This window comes from Kitasatospora sp. NPDC056651, from assembly GCF_042792155.1.
GTDB lineage: Bacteria > Actinomycetota > Actinomycetes > Streptomycetales > Streptomycetaceae > Kitasatospora.
The window spans coordinates 81,346-97,631 of sequence record NZ_JBHTWX010000004.1 but is presented as its reverse complement, the minus strand read 5'-3'; the positions used below and the strand labels follow the sequence as shown (position 1 = coordinate 97,631).

The following is a 16,286-nucleotide window of genomic DNA, read 5'->3' as shown; positions in this document are numbered from 1 at the left end:
TCAAGGCCGGGGGCGGTCGGGCCGGTGGTGCACGCGGCGCGACTCGTCCGGGCCGGGCGCCGCCACCCGGGCGATCGCGACCGTCGCCGCCGCCGACCTCCGCTTGGTGACCACGAGCCGGCCGCCCGGCGCGCTCGCCAGCGCCGCCGCCTCGGCCACGCTCGCGGTGCCGACGGCCGTGCCGACCAGGGCGGAGGGGTTCGGCACCGGCACGCCCGCCAGGGTCGCGGCCGGGTGCTCGTCCACCGGCACCCCGGGGAGGTGGGCGGCCGCCCAGCGCACCGCCGGGTGGTCCGCCTTGCCCGCCACGGTGGCCAGCCGGGCCACCGCGGAGCGGTCCAGGCCGGCCTCCCGGAGGGTGTCGGACAGCAGCCGCAGCACCTCGGTCCGTTCGGCGCGGCCGCTCGCGCCGATCCCGACCACCAGGTCGCGCGGGGCGACGGCGACCAGTCCGCTCACGTACGCACCCTTTCGTCCCGAACCCCGGCGATCCCACCACGCCCGGGCGCGACGGGTCAATCGCGGTGGGTGTGACGTCCGACGCGGCTCCCGGCGCCGTCGGTCCCGGTCGCGCGGCAGCTGTTCGCCTGTTCTTCACCTGTGTTGTGCGGTACACGACACCGCGGCGCTCCTACTGTTCTCGGCGCTCCCGCCCGGAAGCCCCGACATCCGGAGGACCTGATGGCCTTCGTACGACCGCGCACCCCCGGCAGCGGCGCCGCCGCTCCTGCCCCCGCCGCTCCGGCCGCTCCCGCTCCGGTCACTCCCGCCGCCGGCATCCTCGGCACGGGGAACTGACGGCCGTGTACGTCGCGGACTCCCGCAGCTCGAAGGCCCCGGCCGACCCCGCCGCCGGCCCGGAGGCCCTAGCCGCCGGCCCGCAGGCCCCCGCCGCGCCCACGACCGGTGGCGCGCGGCGCGGCGCCGTGCCCGGAGCGGTCATCGCCCTCGGCGCCGTCAGCCTGGTCACCGACATCTCCTCCGAGATGGTCACCGCCGTCCTGCCCCTCTACCTGCTCACCGGGCTCGGCCTCTCACCGCTCGGCTTCGGCCTGCTCGACGGCATCCAGAACGGCTTCAGCGCCCTGGTCCGGCTGGTCGGCGGCCACCTCTCCGACCGCCGGGGCCGCGACGGCGCCGCCCGCCACAAGGCCGTCGCGGCCGTCGGGTACGGGCTGTCGGCGCTCTGCCGGCCGCTCCTGCTGCTCGTCCACACCGTGCCGCTGATCGGCGCCGTGATCGCCGTCGACCGCACCGGCAAGGGCCTGCGCACCGCGCCCCGGGACGCGATGATCTCGCTCGCCACCGAACCCGCCCACCGCGGCCGGGCGTTCGGCGTGCACCGGGCGATGGACACGGCCGGCGCCCTGCTCGGCCCGCTCACCGCGTTCCTGGTGCTGCGGCTGGCCGGCGGCCCGCTGCTCGCGGACGGCGGCGAGCGGCACGGCTACGACGCGGTCTTCACGGTCAGCTCGTGCGTCGCGGCGCTCGGCGTGCTGATCCTGCTGCTGTTCGTGCCGAACCGCCGGCAGGGCGACGCCCCGGCGGCCGGGCAGCCCTCGCTGCGCCACAGCCTCACCCTGCTGAGGCTGCCAGGGCTGCGCCGGCTGACGCTCTGCGCCGTCCTGCTCGGCCTCACCACCGTCAGCGACTCCTTCCTCTACCTGCTCGTCCAGCGCCGACTGGACCTGCCCGTCGGCCTGTTCCCGCTGCTGCCGCTGGGCACCGCCGCCGCCTTCCTGCTGCTCGCCGTGCCGCTCGGCGCGCTCGCCGACCGAATCGGCCGCCACCGCCTCTTCCTCGCCGGGCACGGGGTGCTGCTGCTCGCGTACGGGCTGCTGCTCTCGCCGTTGCGCGGGGTGCCGGCGGTGCTCTGCGTGCTGGTGCTGCACGGCACCTTCTACGCGGCCACCGACGGCGTGCTCGCCGCCGCGGCCGCCGACGCCGTACCCGCCGAGCAGCGCGGCGCCGGGCTCGCCCTGGTGGGCACCGGGCAGGCGCTGGCCCGGTTCGCCTGCTCGCTGCTGTTCGGCGCGCTGTGGGGCGTGGTCGGCGGCCCGGCGGCGCTGGGCTGGTCGGCGGCGGCGCTGGCGCTGTGCGTGCTCGGCGCGGCGGCGGTGCTGCGCCCGTCCGCGGCCTCGGCCTCTGTCTCTGCCTCTGCCGCGCCCGTCGTCCCCGTCCCGCCGGTGGCGCCCGTCGCCCCTGCCGCGCCCGCCGCGCCCGCCGGCCCCGCCGAGAAGACCCCGGAGGAGACCCGATGAACCTGCGGAGCCGGACCAGGATGCTCATCCTGCTGGCTGCCGTCGTGCTGCTCGGCGCGGTCGGCACCGGAGCCGTCCTGCACGCCGCCGACCGCACCGCCCGCCGGGACCGGGTCCAGCCAGGGGGGCCGTCCGTCGCGTCCGGTCCGGTGTCACTACAGGTGCAGAGCGGCGCACGACAGCTGTTGTTCCGCAACATGGCCTGGGGCCCGCACCGGGACGAGATCACCACCGTCCCCGCCGACCGCCCCGACGGCCCGCGCACCGCCTCCGGCGTCCAGTGCCTGCGCTTCCACGCCGCCGCCGGCACCGGGATCTGCCTCCAGGCCCAGCGCGGCGCGCTGGAGGACACCTACCGCGCCGTGGTGCTGGACGAGCACCTGCGCGAACTGCGCTCGTTCCCGGCCGCCGGCATCCCCACCCGTTCCCGGGTCTCGCCGTCCGGGCACCTCGCCGCCTGGACGGTCTTCGTCAGCGGTGACTCGTACGCGGGCAGCGACTTCTCCACCCGCACCTCGATCGTGGACGTCCGGGACTGGAACCTGCGGGAGAACCTGGAGGACTTCGCGGTCGTCCTGGACGGCCGCCCGTACCAGGCGCACGACATCAACATCTGGGGCGTCACCTTCGCCGACGACACCACCTTCTACGCCACCCTCGCCAGCGCCGGGCGGACCCACCTGGTCCGCGGCGACCTCGCCGCCCGCACCCTCACCGCCCTGCACGACAACGTCGAGTGCCCCTCGCTCTCCCCGGACGGCACCCGCGTCGCGTACAAGAAGCGGGTCCCCGGCCTGCCCGCCGACGCCCCGTGGCGGCTGTACGTGCTCGACCTCGCCACCATGGCCGAGACCGCCACCGCCGAGCAGCGCAACATCGACGACCAGGCGCTCTGGTCCGGCGACGGCACCCTGGTCTACGCCCTGCCGGGCGACTACGGTGCTGATCTGTGGACCGTCCCGGCGGACGGTTCGGGCAGCGCGCGGTCCGTCACCAAGGCCGCGGTGGCCCCCGCCTACCTCGGCTGAGGAACTCTCGGCTACGGTCCCACGTCGAGCAGAGTAGGGCGTCATGATCGGGCGTCCTGAACGAATGCCCTGATCAGACGTCCTGATCGAGCGTTCTGATCGAACGGGGAACAGACGACCGTGGACGGCATCCCACCCGAGCGCATGGTGACCGACTCCTGGCCCGCCCTGCACGGCCGCCCGGTCCTGCGGCGCACCGTCGCCGTCGGGCTGGTGCTCTGCGTGTCCGTCGGCGCCGCCCTCGTGGTGCGCGGCGTCAACGCGCTCACCGTCGGCCGCGCCAGCCGCGAGACCGACCGCGACCGGGCCGAACGCCTGGCCGGGCTCCACCCCTCCCAGCACCCCGGCGCGGGCCGCTTCTACCCGGTCGGCGCCGTCTACACCCACACCTCCGACGGTGCCCCGGTCGCCTACCTCCACTACCGCCTCGGCGGCGGCAGGGCCCCGGGCCTCGGCGACTTCCTCAGCGCCTACGACCTCCCCGCGCCCGGCCCCGTCGCCCCCCTCCCGGCCGACCTGCTCGCCGCCCTCGGCGGCGACGAGCCGGCCGAGGCCCCGGAACTCCCCGATTCCCCGCTGCCACCCGCACCCGCCCCCTCCGCGACCCCCTCCACCACTCCCACCCCACCCGCCGACCCCGCACCGGACCCCGACCCCACCGGCCCCGCCCCGGCCCCCGGCGGACTCACCGCCGATCCCTCCGACTCCTCCGACTTCTCCGACTCCGACGCCACGGGCGTCTCGGCCCCCTCGGACCCCGCCGTCCTGCCCCCGGCCCCGGAGGCCCCCACCCCCGACGACCCCACCCCCACCCCGGCCTGGACCCCCACCCCCACGGCGACCCCCGCCACCCACGCCCCCACTGCCCGCCGCATCTACGTCGCCGCCATCCCCGGCGGCCTCGCCGGCGCCGCCGACATCTACATCCGCGCCACCGGCTGAACCGCGGGCGAACGCGTCAGGCCGCAGCGTCAGGCCACATCCCGGTCGATGGTGAACGCCATCACGCTGCCGGGCTGGAGGGGGAACGGGAGCTGGATCAGCCCGGCCGTGTTGTTGAACGGCTCGGGGAAGGTGGCCCGGACGCTCGCGCCGTGGGCGGCCCCGAGCGCACTGATCTCCGAGGCGTTCACGCTCAGACGGGTCGGCCGGAGCGCCGGATCGACGGTGAGCCGGTACTCGGCGTCCGTGACATGGCGGAAGACCTGGGCCTGGACCCGGATCCGCCGGTCGTTGCCCGCGAACTTGCGCGCCGTGACACTCAGCTCCACCAGGTGGCCCGCAGTGGCCTGGACCTCGCGCGGGACCGAGAAGTGTTCGATCCTGGCGCGCCCGCCGGCGATGGTCTCGTGCGTCGCCGGCGCGCGTTCCAGTTCCCGGTTGTCCACCCGGACCGCGCCGACGGTGAAGATCTTCGGGTCGTCCGGGTCCAGGTTGTCGTCGATCATCCACCGCAGCAGGCACTCGGGCCCGGTGAACCCGTCCAGGCCGGCATCGTCATTGGAGGCGAGGCAGGCGATCGTCACCGTCTCGGGCAGGGATTCGATCCGGTAGGAGATCCGGAAGCTCTGGTAGAGGTAGTCGGGGTGGGCGTCGCCGTCCGGTGCGGGGGACAGCAGGCAGTCGTACCGGTAGGCGGACAGCGCGCCGGCGAACAGCGGGTCGCGCACCGGGCCGAGGACGTCCTGCATGCCACGGAGCACGGCACTGTCCACCTGTTCCGTGGTCTCCCGCACGGTGAGGGAGCCGATCGCGAGGGTGACGGCCGCCGCCGACACGAAGGCGCCGCCGATGAGGCTGAGGACGGTGGCGAGCACCTGTTGGTGGGTCAGCAGCGCTGCGGTGACGACGCACACCAGCCCCACGGTCAGCGCGAGGGTGTTGACCAGCGCGAGGATCTTGCGCAGTTGTCGTTCACGAGACACGGTCACGCGCCTCCCCCGTGGGCCGCGTCAGCGCGCCGCCCCCTCTGTGATGATCCGGACGATCCGCTCGGAGACCTCCCCGATCTCCTGTGCCGTGCGGAAGTTGTCAGCCTGCCCCTCGGTCAGGAAGACCATCGCGATGCGTCGGGCGGGATGCAGGACGACGCCCGCGTCGTTCACGATGCCGCGCAGGCTGCCGGTCTTGTGCCGGACCGGAACGTCGTCGTCCAGCCGTGACGGAATCCTGTCGTTGCGCAGGTAGTTGACCAGGTAGCGGCGGACCGGCTCCAGGTGCGGCGTGCGGTCGATGTGCTCGACCAGTCGCAGCATGTCCTCGGCGGTGGTGGTGTTGGCGCGGCCGAGTGGACCGAGCTCCCGCTCGGAGAACCCGGCCGGGAAGGCCGTGTTGTGCAGCCCCACGGCCTTGATCGTGGCATCGATCCGTTCCTGGCCCAGGACGGCACGCACGTGTTCGGCTGCGGGGTTGTCGCTGGTCACCAGGGCGAATCCGCACAACTCGCGTACAGTGACGGTCGAGTCGGGATCGAGTGCCTGGAGCACGCTCGGGTACATGGTGCCCGGAAGGGCCCCGATCCGGACGCGCTCGTCGAGGTCGAGTCCGCCGTGCTCGGCCGACTCGAAGAGCGCGACCCCGAGGATCATCTTGGCAAGGCTCGCCGCGGGCAGTACGAGATCGGCCCGGTGGGCGACGGTGAGCCGGGGGCCGTCGAGCGTCCTGACCAGGACGCTGCGCACACCCGCGCCGCCGGCCGCCGCGAACCCCTCGATCTGTGCGGCGATCGCGGAGCGCAGTCCGTCGGAATCGGCCATTGGTGCAATCCCCTTCCCTTCCTCGCCGGCTGAGTCACGCCAACGGGCTCCCTACCCGGGTGGGAGCGCCGTACGCCCATGGCCGGAGACCGGGGGCGGAGCTGCCGAGGACAGCCGAACGCCTGTGGGTGGGCACCCGCGGGCGTTCGATCGCGGTTCCGTCAGTGGGCGGGGGACGGTTCGGGTTGAGGGGTCGGGGTGGCGGCGGGGGCCGGGGTCGGGGTGCGGCGGGTGGGGGTCTGGCCGGCGAGCATGGCGGCGAGGGCGAGGAGGAGGCCGAGGACCTGCCAGGGGGTGAGGGTCTGGCCGAGGACGACGAGGCCGCCGAGGGTGGCGACGACCGGGTTGATCAGGCCGAGGAACGAGGCCGGGCCGGCGCCGAGGCGCTCGATGCCGCGGAACCAGAGGGAGTACGCGAGCGCGGTGCCGAACAGGCCGAGGTAGGCGAAGCCGGCCAGGTTGGCGGCGCTCAGGGCGGGCGGTGCGCCTTCGACCACGGCGGCGAGCGGGACCAGGAAGACCGAGCCGGCCAGTAGCTGCCAGGCGGTGAGGTCGAGCAGGGTGGCGCCCTCGGGGCGGCCCCACCGGCGGGTGAGGACGGTGCCCATGGCCATGAGGGAGATTCCGGCGATCATCGCGGCGATCCCGACGCCGTCCAGTCGCGCGCCGCTGTTGAGCACCAGCAGGGCGACCCCGCCGACCCCGACCAGTCCGGCGACCACCGCCCGCCGTCCGGGTCGCACGCGGAGCACGCCGATCGAGAACCCGGCGACGAGCAGTGGCTGGATCGCCCCGATGGTTGCCGCGACGCCGCCGGGCAGGCGGTACGCGCCGACGAACATCAGCGGGAAGAACAGCCCGATGTTGAGCATCCCGAGGACGGCCGCGCGCCCCCACCAGCGCCCCTTGGGAAGTCGACGGCCGATCAGCAGCAGGAGCAGCCCGGCCGGGAGTGCGCGGAGCACGGCGAGCAGCAGTGGGCGGCCGTCGGGCAGCAGTTGGGTGGTGACGAGGTAGGTGGTGCCCCACGCGGCCGGGGCGAGTGCGGCGGTGGCGGCGATCCCGGCGCGGCTGCGGTCGATGACGGCCATGACGTCCCCCTGAGCGTTGATTATATGAACGTTGAGATATTTTTTACGCCCGAGATCGGCGAACGTCAAGTATGTGAATGTTAAGATATTGGCGATGGATGGGCGGCTTCGGCCGGACGGCTCCGGAAGGCGGCGGACATGCGGCAGCGCGACACCGTGGACGACATCGTCGAGCAGTGGGCCCGGGCCCGCCCCGACCTGGACTCCGAGTCCATGGCCCTGATCGGCCGGCTGCGGCGGCTCAACGTCCGGGTCGACAACGCCCTGCGCGAGTACTTCACCGCCTGCGGCCTGGACTCCTCCGAGTTCGACGTCCTGGCCACCCTGCGCCGCTCCGGCGAGCCGTACGAGCTCAACGCCCGCGCGCTGCTCAAGTCCGCGATGGTCACCTCCGGCGCCATCACCAACCGGGTCGACCGGCTGTCCGCCAAGGGCCTGGTCGAGCGCAACCCCTGCCCGACCGACCGCCGCGCCGTCCTGGTCCGCCTCACCCCGGCCGGCCGGGAGCTGATCGACGGCGCCATGGCCGGACACGTCCGCAACGAGGACCGCATCCTCTCGGCCCTCGACGCGGACGAGCGCACCCGGCTCGACACCCTGCTCCGCAAGCTCCTCATCGCGCACGGGGACACGGAGCCGCTCCTCTGAGCCGCCTCTCCGGACCGGCGGCCCGGCGGGGCGCGGTGTGGAGCGTGGTGCGGTGCGCCGCGTGTCCAGCGGCGCACCGGACGCGTTGTCTCCTGTGAAAGCCCTGGAAGCCCCGGACACCCCGGACGCCCAGCAGGAGGAGAAGCCCGCGATGAAAGAGAAGACCCCCAGGGACATCGCCGTCGACGACCAGCTGCGGGCCGCCGGGGTGGAAGGCGCCCAGTGGCTGGCCGCCGCCGGCTGGGGGCCGCCGGTGAAGGTGCCGGTGCGGAAGGCCGCCAAGTGGCAGCGGGAGACCCGGGAACGGATGCTGGCGTCGCAGGCGGACGAGTCCTGCACGTGGTGCGACCACCTGCTGTACGGCGGGCCGCAGCCCGTCGTCGTCCACGCGGAGGACCCGACCCACCTGATCTGCCGCGACTGCTCCGTCGCCGCCCGCCCCGACCGCCCCTGCCTGGACTGCGGGGAGCCGGCCGCCTCCGGTTCCCCGGCCGACGGGCGCGAGGACGTGTTCATGGGTGCGGTGGCGATCTACACCCGGCTGCGCTGTGTCGCCTGCCACCGGGCGGACCCGTTCAACGGCGCCTTCGGCGGGCGCCCCCGACGGGGGTGACCCTGATCCGGGCGCTCGCCGTGGGGGCTTGACGGCGCGTTCGGCGGCGCGCGACCAGCGCGTACCGCTCGTCGTCCACCGCACCGAGCGCCACGACCGTCAGCGCGAGGAGACGGCGGACGTCACCGCGCGCCTGTTCACCGCGTTGATCGGCAGCGACGAGGGCGCGCGGGCCGTACTGCTGGCGCTTCCCGCGGTCTTCCCCTGGACCAGACACCTGTCGGCCGGGGAGGTCCGTGAGTTCGTCGTGGACCTCGTCGACGCGACGCGTGACGTCACCGAGTTGGACGTGCACGCCGGTCTGCACCGCGTGATCGCCGAATGGCGCGCCACCGCCAGAGTCCTCGCCGATCCGGAGCTGGCCGCCGAGCTCACCAGGCCCCTCCCCGGCGACGACCACGGCGAGGTGGTCGAGCCGTGAGCCCCAAGCGCGGCGACGACGTCCCGCCGCCACCCGTCGGTGGCGAACGGCGGCTTCGGTTCGGCACCGGCGAGGCCGCCAAGGGCTGGAGCGACCTGTGTGCGGAAGCGCCCAGGAGTGCCCGCCGCTGCTTCGAGTCGCTGCGGGCGGATCCGCTCTCGGCGCTGCGCCCTGACCGGCAGCACCGGCGCCGGGGGCGTCTGGCCGCCAGGGTCTTCGGTGGCGTCGAGCTGCCGCAGTGGGAGTACGAGGTGACCGCCGGCGGTCGGGTGCGGTACGTGGTGGACGAGGCGGTCCGAACCGTCCACTTCGTCCACGCCTCGCCCCGGCACCCGAAGGACACCGACGCGTAGCCCACCGTGCCGGCGTGGCCTCACCTCACCTCACCCCACCCCGCCCAGGGCCGGGGGCTGCCAGTTGTAGGTCGGGGCCGAGCGGCTCAGCAGGACGCGGGCGGGGAGGAGGCCGGCCAGGGTGAGGGCGGTGGTGCGGAGCAGGGTGGCGGCGGGGGAGCGGAGGGCGACGAGGTCGCCGATGCGGCGGGAGCCGGCGACGACGGCGGTGGTGCGGGGGAGGCGGGCCGCGGTGTAGCCGGGCAGGGTGGTGGCCGGGTCGGTGCCGGGGGTGAGCGGGGAGGCGAGGACGACGGCGTCCTCGATGGCCTGGCAGGCGCCCTGGCCCTGGAAGGGGCACATCGCGTGGGCGGCGTCGCCGAGGAGGGCGACCCGGCCGAGGTGGTGGGCGGGCAGCGGGTCGGCGAGGTCCCAGACGTCGTGGCGCAGCACGCGCTCGGGCTCGGCCAGGGCGAACAGCTGCGGTACGGGGGCGCACCAGTCGCCGTACCGGCGCAGGAGTTCGGCCCGCTCGTCCCCGTCGGCGGCCCGTTCGCCGGCCGGGGCGAGGGCGGCGCCGTAGACGTAGACCCGGCCGTCCGCGAGCGGGACGATCCCGGCGAGCTCTCCGCGGCCCCACACCTCGCCCGCGGCGGCCGGGAGGCGGCCGGGGGTGACGACGGTGCGCCAGGTGGTGAAGCCGCTGTAGCGGGGGCCGGGGTGCCGCGGGAAGAGCAGGGCGCGGGTCGCGGAGCGGATGCCGTCGGCGGCGACGACCAGGGCGGCCTCCTCCTCCCCGTCGGCGGTGCGCACGACGGCGGGCTCGGCGGCGCCGCCGGGGGCGACCAGGGTGGCGGGGGAACCGGTGCGGACGGTGCCCTCCGGGAGGGCGTCCAGCAGGGTGTCGATGACGTCGGCGCGGGCGACGGCGGCGATCGTGTCGCCGAAGTAGGCCTCGAACACCGGGGTGCTGGTGCGGGCCAGCCAGCGGCCGGAGGGGTGGCGCAGGCCGACGGCGGGGTGCGGGGTGGCGAGGGCGCGCAGCCGTTCGCCGACGCCGAGCCGGTCGAGGGAGCGCAGGGCGTTGGGGGCGAGGGCGAGTCCGGCGCCGACGGGTTCGAGGGAGTCGGCGCGCTCGTGGACGCGCACCGGGATGCCCTGGCTGTGGAGTGCGAGGGCGGCGGTGAGCCCGCCGATCCCGCCGCCGATGACGATCGCCCGCGGTCGGTCCGGGTTCCCGTGCCGCTTCCCGCCCGGTTCCCCGGCCTGTTCCCCGCACTGTTCCTCGCGCTGTTCCCCGTCCTGCCCGTTGTCGCGCTGTCGGCCCATGGGAGGGCTCCTCTCCTCTGACTGCAGCCGTAGTGGCTGCCTGTGGGCACCGTACTACGGATGTAGTCTTCGTGGCACTACTTCTGTAGTGGATTGGGATCGCCTGAGGAGAAAGGCCATGATCGGACCCATGACGCCCCCGCGCCTGACACCCCCGCGTCCGACCCTGGTCGCCGACGCCGCCATCGTCCTGATCGCCGAGCGCGGCCTGCGCGGGCTGACCCACCGCGCCGTGGACGAGGAGGCCGGCCTGCCCGCCGGCTCGACCTCGAACCTCGCCCGTACCAGGGCCGCGCTGCTCGAACTCGCGCTCACCCGGATCGTCGAGCGGGAGACCGAGGACTACCCGGTCCTCATGGAGGATTCCCCCGCCGCCGCGCTCACTTCCGCCGCCGCGCGGGAACTGCTCGTCGAGGTCGGCGCCGACCTGCTGTACCGGGCGCTCACCAGCGGGCGACGGCTCACCCTGGCTCGCATGGAGCTCGCCCTGGAGGCCACCCGGCGGCCCGAACTGCGCGCCGTCTACGACCGGTTGGGCGCACGCTTCGCCGGCATCGGGGCCGCGCTGCTCGCCCAGTGCGGTTCGGTCGACCCGACGGCGGACGCCCGCCGCCTGATCCGCTGGTGCGACGGGGTGCTGTTCAACGCGACGGCGGGCAGCGGGCACTGGCACATCCCGTCGCCGGAGGAACTGCGCGACGAGGTGGCGTGCTACCTCGCCGCGCTGCTCGACTGGGAGTAGCCGGGGGCGGCCGAGGGTCGGGGCCGGGGGCCGGGAGCTGTCGGGAGGTTCGGAGCGACCCGCGGGACTACGAGGCGGTCGCCGCGCCCGCGCCCGGGTCCCCGCCCGGGTCCCCGCCCGGGTCCCCGCCCGGGTCCGACGGGCCGTCGGAGGCCACCCGCGCGGCCACCACCCGGGCGGCCACCACCCGGGCGCAGTCCGCCGCGGAGGCCCGCGAGGTGTCCACCACCAGGTCGTAGGCGACCCCCCGGTGCACCGCCTCCGCCTGCGCGGCGGCCATCCCGGGCACCCGGTCGCCGCGCGCGGCCTCCCGGGCCGCCGCCACCGCCGGATCGCAGCGCACGCCGACCCAGAGCACGTCCAGGCCCTCCAGCGCCGCCCGCCACCGGGCCTGCGAGGCCGTGGTGCCGAGGAACACCTCGTCCACCACGATCCGGGCCCCGGCCCGGGCCATCGCCGCCACACCGACCGTCCAGGCGGTGTCCAGCGCGGCGAACACGGGACCGACCTCGACCGTGCCGTCGCCGCCCGTCACGCCGCCGATGCCCTCGCCGCCTTCACGCAGCGCGGGCGGCAGCGCGTCGACCATGGTGTCCGCACCGAGGTGTAGCCACGGCTCCGGCAGCAGTTCCTGGAGGTGTCGGGCGATGCTCGACTTGCCGGAGCTGGACCCGCCGTTGAGAACGATCACATGCATGCGCGCAGCCTAGAACCGCGGGCCCCGCGCCGTCGCGGCGAATTCCGCGGCGAATTCCGCGCCGCATCCCGGCGGGGCGGCGGGGCCCGCAGCCGTGAACTACGCCGCCCCTGGCCCGGGCCCTGCCTCGGGCCCCGTCCCGGGCGCCGTCCCCGTCCCCGCCCCCGGCCCCGCCGCGAACGAGGCGGCGGCGGCCGCGAAGGAGGACGCCAGCGTCGGCGCGCCGGCCCAGTGCAGGTGCAGGTAGGAGGCGTGCACATTGCCGTCCGCGAAGCCCTCCGTGCGCGGGCCGGTCGGCAGGCGCCAGCCCCAGGCGGGCAGTTCGCCCGCGCCCGGGTCGCAGACCGTGCGGTGGAACTCGTGGCCGCGCAGCCTCGTCCCGGCCCGGGCCAGCGGCGAGTCGTGCAGGGCGACCGCCTCCCGGTAGCCGAGGGTGAGCCGCTCGGTCATCCGGGCGTCGGCGGGCAGTACGCCGCACATCGGCAGCCCGTCCAACTCCCGTCCCAGGTAGAGCAGTCCGGCGCACTCGGCGGCGATCGGCCCGCCCGCGGCCGCGAACGAGGCGATGGCCGCGCGCAGCGGGGCGTTGCCGCTCAGCTGCCGCACGTACAGTTCCGGGAAGCCGCCGCCGATCACCAGGCCCGCCGTCCCCTCGGGCAGCGCCGAGGCGTGCAGCGGGTCGAACGGGACCACCTCGGCCCCCGCCGCGCCGAGCAGTTCGGCGTTCTCGGCGTACGAGAAGGAGAACGCGGCGCCGCCCGCCAGCGCGATCCGCGGCCGTCCGGCCACCGGCGCGACCTCGGCCGAAGGGTCCCACGGCTCGGCGTCCAACTCCGGTGCCGTCCGGGCCAGTTCGAGCAGGGCGTCCAAGTCGACCGAGGAGGCCACCAGTTCGCCCATGTCGGCGACCGCCTTGAGGGCCTCCGCCGAGCGCTCCACCGCGGGGATCAGCCCGAGGTGGCGGGACGGGGTGGCGACGGCCGCCGAGCGGCGCAGCGCGCCCAGTACCGGTACGCCGGAGCCCTCCTCCAGGGCCTCGCGCAGGAGTTGTTCGTGCCGGTCGGAGGCGACCCGGTTGAGGATCACCCCGGCGAGGCGCACCTGCGGATCCCAGGAGGCGAAGCCGTGCACCAGCGCGGCCACCGAACGGGACTGCGAGGAGCCGTCCACCACCAGCACCACCGGCGCCCGCAGCAGCTTGGCGACGTGCGCCGTGGAGGCCAGCTCGCCGCGCCCCGAAGCCCCGTCGAACAGGCCCATGACCCCCTCGACCACCGCGACGTCCGCCCCCGCCGCGCCGTGCAGGAACAGCGGCGCGACCCGCTCCGGCCCGCACAGGAAGGCGTCCAGGTTGCGTCCCGGTCGGCCGGCGGCGAGCGCGTGGTAGCCCGGGTCGATGTAGTCGGGACCGACCTTGTGCGGCGACACCGCCAGCCCGCGCGCGGCGAGCGCCGCGATCAGGCCGGTGGCGACGGTGGTCTTGCCGGCGCCCGAGGAGGGCGCGGCGACGACGAGGCGGGGGATGTCGGTCAACGGTCTACCACTCGATACCGCGCTGGCCCTTGCGGCCGGCGTCCATGGGGTGCTTGACCTTGGTCATCTCGGTGACCAGGTCGGCGAATCCGGTCAACGCCTCGGGCGCGTACCGCCCGGTGATGACCACGTGCTGGCTGCCCGGGCGGTCCCCGAGCACGGCCACCACCTCGTCCGGGTCGATCCACCCCCAGTGCATCGGGTAGGTGAACTCGTCGAGCACGTAGAAGCGGTAGGTCTCGGCCGCGAGGTCCCGCTTGACCTGCTCCCAGCCCTCCTTGGCCGCCTCCTCGCTGGACATCTCCTGCTCGGCGGAGCGCTGGATCCAGGACCAGCCGGAGCCCATCTTGTGCCAGTCGACGGTGCCGCCCTCGCCGGAGGCGCCGAGCACGCGCAGCGCGTTCTCCTCGCCCACCTTCCACTTGGCGGACTTCACGAACTGGAACACCCCGACCGGCCAGCCCTGGTTCCAGGCCCGCAGCGCCATGCCGAACGCGGCCGTGGACTTGCCCTTGCCCGGGCCGGTGTGCACGGCGGTGATCGGCAGCGTACGGCGCTGACGGGTCGTCAGGCCGTCGTCGGGGACGCTCTCGGGGACTCCCTTGGGCATGTCGGTCAGGCCGCCTTTCGCGTCGAAGTGGTGGTCGCACGGGTTGCGGAGCGGTTCGCGGAACGGCTTGCGGAGTGGCTCTCGGAGCGGCTCTCGCGGACGAGCGAGGCGACGCCCTCGGCGCGCAGCTCGTCCAGGCTGACGGCGGTGCCGCCGAGCAGCCCGGCCAGCGTACGGGCCAGGCCCAGGCGGACCGGTCCGGACTCGCAGTCCAGCACCACGCTCGCGGTGCCCTGCGCCGCGAACAGCGCCGCCGCGCGCCGCGACCGGGCGAGCGCGTCCCGCCCGCCGGTGGCCCGGCCGTCGGTCACCACCACCAGCAGCGGGCGCCGGTTCGGGTCGCGCAGCCGCTCGACCCGCAGCACCTCGTGCGCCCGCAGCAGCCCCTCGGCCAGCGGGGTCCGCCCGCCGGTGGGCAGCGACTCCAGCCGGGCCGCGCCGACCTCCACCGAGGAGGTGGGCGGCAGCGCCAGCTCGGCGCCCGCGCCCCGGAAAGTGACCATGCCGATCTTGTCGCGGCGCTGGTAGGCGTCCATCAGCAGCGACAGCACCGCGCCCTTGACGGCGGTCATCCGCTGCCGGGCCGCCATCGAACCGGAGGCGTCCACCACGAACAGCACCAGGTTGGACTCCCGTCCCTGGCGCACCTGTTCGCGGAAGTCGTCCTTGTGCAGCACCAGCGCCCGCCCGCTGCGCCCGCGCGCCGCCTGGTGCGGCGCGGCGGCCTGGAGGGTCGCGGTCAGGTGCAGCCGGCCGAGCGCGCCCTGCGGGCGGCGGGCACGGATGGTGTGCCCGCCGGTGGTCTCGGCGGGGGAGCGGCGGCCCTGGGCGCCGTGGCCGGTGCCCCGCACGGTGAACAGCCGGGTCCGGTACGGGTCCGCCGCCGCGACCGGCGCCGACTCCTTCGCGGGGGCCGGGTGCTGGGCCGGTACGGGCTGCCGCGCGGCCTCCCCGGCGTCCGTGGCCTCCCCGGCGTCCGGGGCTTCCGAGGCGGCTTCCGGGGCGGCCTCCGCGTGCGGGCCGTCGGACGGCTCGGGTGCGCCGCCGCCGTCCGGGCCGCCGCCGTCGGGGCCGCCGTCGGGCCCGTCGCCGTCCGGGCCGCCGTCGCCGTCGCCGTCCGGGCCGGGCCCGTCGCCCTCGGGCTCCGGGTCGTCCTGCCGTGCGTGCTCCTCCAGCGTCCGGTCCAGCTGCTCCTCGTCCAGTCCCGGCGCGTCGAAGGGGTTGCGGCGGCGCCGGTGCGGCAGCGCCAGCTGGGCGGCCTTGCGGACGTCCTCCTCCCGCACCTCGGCGCGCCCGTCCCAGGCGGCCAGCGCGACGGCCGTGCGGGCCATCACGATGTCCGCGCGCAGCCCGTCCACCTCGAACGCGGCGCACACGGCGGTGATCTGACGCAGCGCCACCTCCGTCAGCTCGACCGCTGGAAGCAACTCGCGCGCGGCGGTGATGCGTTCGGCAAGAGCCCGCTCGTCCCGCGCGAACCGGGCGGTGAACGACGCCGGGTCCGCGTCGTACGCGAGCCGGCGCCGGACCACCTCGGCGCGCTCGGCCGGGTCCCGGGTGGCGGCGATCTCGACGGTCAGGCCGAACCGGTCGAGCAGCTGCGGCCGCAGCTCGCCCTCCTCCGGGTTCATCGTGCCGACCAGCAGGAACCGGGCCGCGTGCCGCACCGACACGCCCTCGCGCTCGACGTAGGAACGGCCCATCGCGGCGGCGTCCAGCAGCAGGTCCACCACGTGGTCCTGGAGCAGGTTCACCTCGTCGATGTAGAGCACGCCGCGGTGCGCCTTGGCGAGCAGTCCGGGCTCGTACGCCTTGACGCCCTCGGCCAGCGCCCGCTCCAGGTCGAGCGAGCCGACGATCCGGTCCTCGGCCACGCCGACCGGCAACTCGACCAGCTGGGACGGCCGTTCGTGGCCGGCGGGGGCGTCGTGCGGCCCGTCCGGGCACTGCGGGTCGGGCGCGGCCGGGTCGCAGGCGAAGCGGCAGCCGTCGACCGCGGCGATGTCCGGCAGCAGCCCGGCCAGCGCGCGCACCATGGTCGACTTCGCGGTGCCCTTCTCGCCGCGCACCAGCACGCCGCCCACGGCCGGGGAGACCGCGTTCAGCAGCAGTCCGAGCCGCAGGTCGGCCATGCCGACGACCGCGGTGAACGGATAGCGGACGTCACTCATGCCGTACCCCACTCCTGTCGTGTCCGGTCCTGCGGTCGTATCCGGTCCTGCGGC

The 16,286-nt window shown here is 75.3% G+C and carries 17 protein-coding genes; 8 read left to right on the top strand and 9 right to left on the bottom strand.

Going from position 1 to position 16,286, the window contains the following annotated elements:
* Complete coding sequence (locus tag ACFRAR_RS03775) at positions 1 to 459, bottom strand: cobalamin biosynthesis protein (RefSeq protein ID WP_380694396.1); 459 nt, start codon at positions 457 to 459, stop codon at positions 1 to 3.
* 344 nt (positions 460 to 803) lie between these two features.
* Between ACFRAR_RS03775 and ACFRAR_RS03770 the strand changes: the two genes are divergently transcribed.
* From ACFRAR_RS03770 to ACFRAR_RS03760, 3 genes are all read left to right on the top strand, one after another.
* Positions 804 to 2,261, top strand: a complete 1,458-nt coding sequence (locus tag ACFRAR_RS03770) for an MFS transporter (RefSeq protein WP_380694394.1) — start codon at positions 804 to 806, stop codon at positions 2,259 to 2,261.
* Positions 2,258 to 3,289, top strand: a complete 1,032-nt coding sequence (locus ACFRAR_RS03765) for a TolB family protein (RefSeq protein WP_380694392.1) — start codon at positions 2,258 to 2,260, stop codon at positions 3,287 to 3,289. Before ACFRAR_RS03770 ends, ACFRAR_RS03765 begins: the two co-directional genes overlap by 4 nt.
* A 120-nt stretch (positions 3,290 to 3,409) precedes the next feature.
* On the top strand, positions 3,410 to 4,231 hold the full coding sequence (locus ACFRAR_RS03760; RefSeq protein ID WP_380694390.1) for a hypothetical protein: 822 nt from the start codon (positions 3,410 to 3,412) through the stop codon (positions 4,229 to 4,231).
* Positions 4,232 to 4,260: 29 nt separating this feature from the next.
* Here ACFRAR_RS03760 and ACFRAR_RS03755 read toward each other — a convergent pair whose 3' ends face one another.
* The 3 genes from ACFRAR_RS03755 to ACFRAR_RS03745 form a co-directional block, all read right to left on the bottom strand.
* Positions 4,261 to 5,214, bottom strand: coding sequence for a hypothetical protein (locus tag ACFRAR_RS03755; protein WP_380694388.1), 954 nt, complete (start codon positions 5,212 to 5,214; stop codon positions 4,261 to 4,263).
* A 27-nt stretch (positions 5,215 to 5,241) separates the two neighbouring features.
* Entirely contained in the window at positions 5,242 to 6,045 is an 804-nt protein-coding gene (locus tag ACFRAR_RS03750; RefSeq protein ID WP_380694386.1) for a serine hydrolase, read from the bottom strand.
* A 161-nt stretch (positions 6,046 to 6,206) separates the two neighbouring features.
* Positions 6,207 to 7,205: an EamA family transporter gene (locus tag ACFRAR_RS03745; RefSeq protein WP_380694384.1), complete on the bottom strand. Its 999-nt coding sequence runs from the start codon at positions 7,203 to 7,205 to the stop codon at positions 6,207 to 6,209.
* A 69-nt stretch (positions 7,206 to 7,274) separates the two neighbouring features.
* On the opposite strand from ACFRAR_RS03745, the gene ACFRAR_RS03740 reads away from it, so the two are divergent.
* The 4 genes from ACFRAR_RS03740 (at position 7,275) to ACFRAR_RS03725 (ending at position 9,171) form a co-directional block, all read left to right on the top strand.
* Positions 7,275 to 7,784 carry a MarR family winged helix-turn-helix transcriptional regulator gene (locus tag ACFRAR_RS03740; RefSeq protein ID WP_380694382.1) on the top strand — a complete coding sequence of 170 codons (510 nt, stop codon included), beginning with the start codon at positions 7,275 to 7,277 and terminating at the stop codon, positions 7,782 to 7,784.
* Between the two features lie 61 nt (positions 7,785 to 7,845).
* On the top strand, positions 7,846 to 8,397 hold the full coding sequence (locus ACFRAR_RS03735; RefSeq protein WP_380694380.1) for a hypothetical protein: 552 nt from the start codon (positions 7,846 to 7,848) through the stop codon (positions 8,395 to 8,397).
* Positions 8,398 to 8,425: 28 nt separating this feature from the next.
* Entirely contained in the window at positions 8,426 to 8,818 is a 393-nt protein-coding gene (locus ACFRAR_RS03730; protein WP_380694378.1) for a prevent-host-death family protein, read from the top strand.
* On the top strand, positions 8,815 to 9,171 hold the full coding sequence (locus ACFRAR_RS03725; protein WP_380694376.1) for a hypothetical protein: 357 nt from the start codon (positions 8,815 to 8,817) through the stop codon (positions 9,169 to 9,171). Before ACFRAR_RS03730 ends, ACFRAR_RS03725 begins: the two co-directional genes overlap by 4 nt.
* 30 nt (positions 9,172 to 9,201) lie before the next feature.
* On the opposite strand, the gene ACFRAR_RS03720 is transcribed toward ACFRAR_RS03725, so the two are convergent.
* Positions 9,202 to 10,479, bottom strand: a complete 1,278-nt coding sequence (locus ACFRAR_RS03720; protein ID WP_380694374.1) for an FAD-dependent monooxygenase — start codon at positions 10,477 to 10,479, stop codon at positions 9,202 to 9,204.
* Positions 10,480 to 10,597: 118 nt separating this feature from the next.
* Between ACFRAR_RS03720 and ACFRAR_RS03715 the strand changes: the two genes are divergently transcribed.
* Positions 10,598 to 11,221: a TetR/AcrR family transcriptional regulator gene (locus tag ACFRAR_RS03715; RefSeq protein WP_380694372.1), complete on the top strand. Its 624-nt coding sequence runs from the start codon at positions 10,598 to 10,600 to the stop codon at positions 11,219 to 11,221.
* A gap of 67 nt (positions 11,222 to 11,288) precedes the next feature.
* Here ACFRAR_RS03715 and cpt read toward each other — a convergent pair whose 3' ends face one another.
* From cpt to ACFRAR_RS03695, 4 genes are all read right to left on the bottom strand, one after another.
* Positions 11,289 to 11,918: a chloramphenicol phosphotransferase CPT gene (gene cpt, locus ACFRAR_RS03710; protein WP_380694370.1), complete on the bottom strand. Its 630-nt coding sequence runs from the start codon at positions 11,916 to 11,918 to the stop codon at positions 11,289 to 11,291.
* A gap of 99 nt (positions 11,919 to 12,017) precedes the next feature.
* Positions 12,018 to 13,451 carry a cobyrinate a,c-diamide synthase gene (locus tag ACFRAR_RS03705; RefSeq protein WP_380694368.1) on the bottom strand — a complete coding sequence of 478 codons (1,434 nt, stop codon included), beginning with the start codon at positions 13,449 to 13,451 and terminating at the stop codon, positions 12,018 to 12,020.
* Between the two features lie 4 nt (positions 13,452 to 13,455).
* Entirely contained in the window at positions 13,456 to 14,061 is a 606-nt protein-coding gene (gene cobO, locus ACFRAR_RS03700) for a cob(I)yrinic acid a,c-diamide adenosyltransferase (protein WP_380694366.1), read from the bottom strand.
* A 5-nt stretch (positions 14,062 to 14,066) separates the two neighbouring features.
* A complete protein-coding gene (locus tag ACFRAR_RS03695; protein ID WP_380694364.1) occupies positions 14,067 to 16,232 on the bottom strand; it encodes a putative cobaltochelatase in 2,166 nt (721 codons plus the stop codon).
* Between the last annotated feature and the right edge of the window lie 54 nt (positions 16,233 to 16,286).

Excerpts from the sequence above, each read along its gene's own strand:
- ACFRAR_RS03765 (WP_380694392.1), top strand. The coding sequence starts at position 2,258 with ATGAACCTGCGGAGCCGGACCAGGATGCTCATCCTGCTGGCTGCCGTC.
- ACFRAR_RS03750 (WP_380694386.1), bottom strand. The coding sequence starts at position 6,045 with ATGGCCGATTCCGACGGACTGCGCTCCGCGATCGCCGCACAGATCGAG.
- ACFRAR_RS03740 (WP_380694382.1), top strand. The coding sequence starts at position 7,275 with ATGCGGCAGCGCGACACCGTGGACGACATCGTCGAGCAGTGGGCCCGG.
- ACFRAR_RS03720 (WP_380694374.1), bottom strand. The coding sequence starts at position 10,479 with ATGGGCCGACAGCGCGACAACGGGCAGGACGGGGAACAGCGCGAGGAA.
- ACFRAR_RS03715 (WP_380694372.1), top strand. The coding sequence starts at position 10,598 with ATGATCGGACCCATGACGCCCCCGCGCCTGACACCCCCGCGTCCGACC.
- cpt (WP_380694370.1), bottom strand. The coding sequence starts at position 11,918 with ATGCATGTGATCGTTCTCAACGGCGGGTCCAGCTCCGGCAAGTCGAGC.
- cobO (WP_380694366.1), bottom strand. The coding sequence starts at position 14,061 with ATGCCCAAGGGAGTCCCCGAGAGCGTCCCCGACGACGGCCTGACGACC.
- ACFRAR_RS03695 (WP_380694364.1), bottom strand. The coding sequence starts at position 16,232 with ATGAGTGACGTCCGCTATCCGTTCACCGCGGTCGTCGGCATGGCCGAC.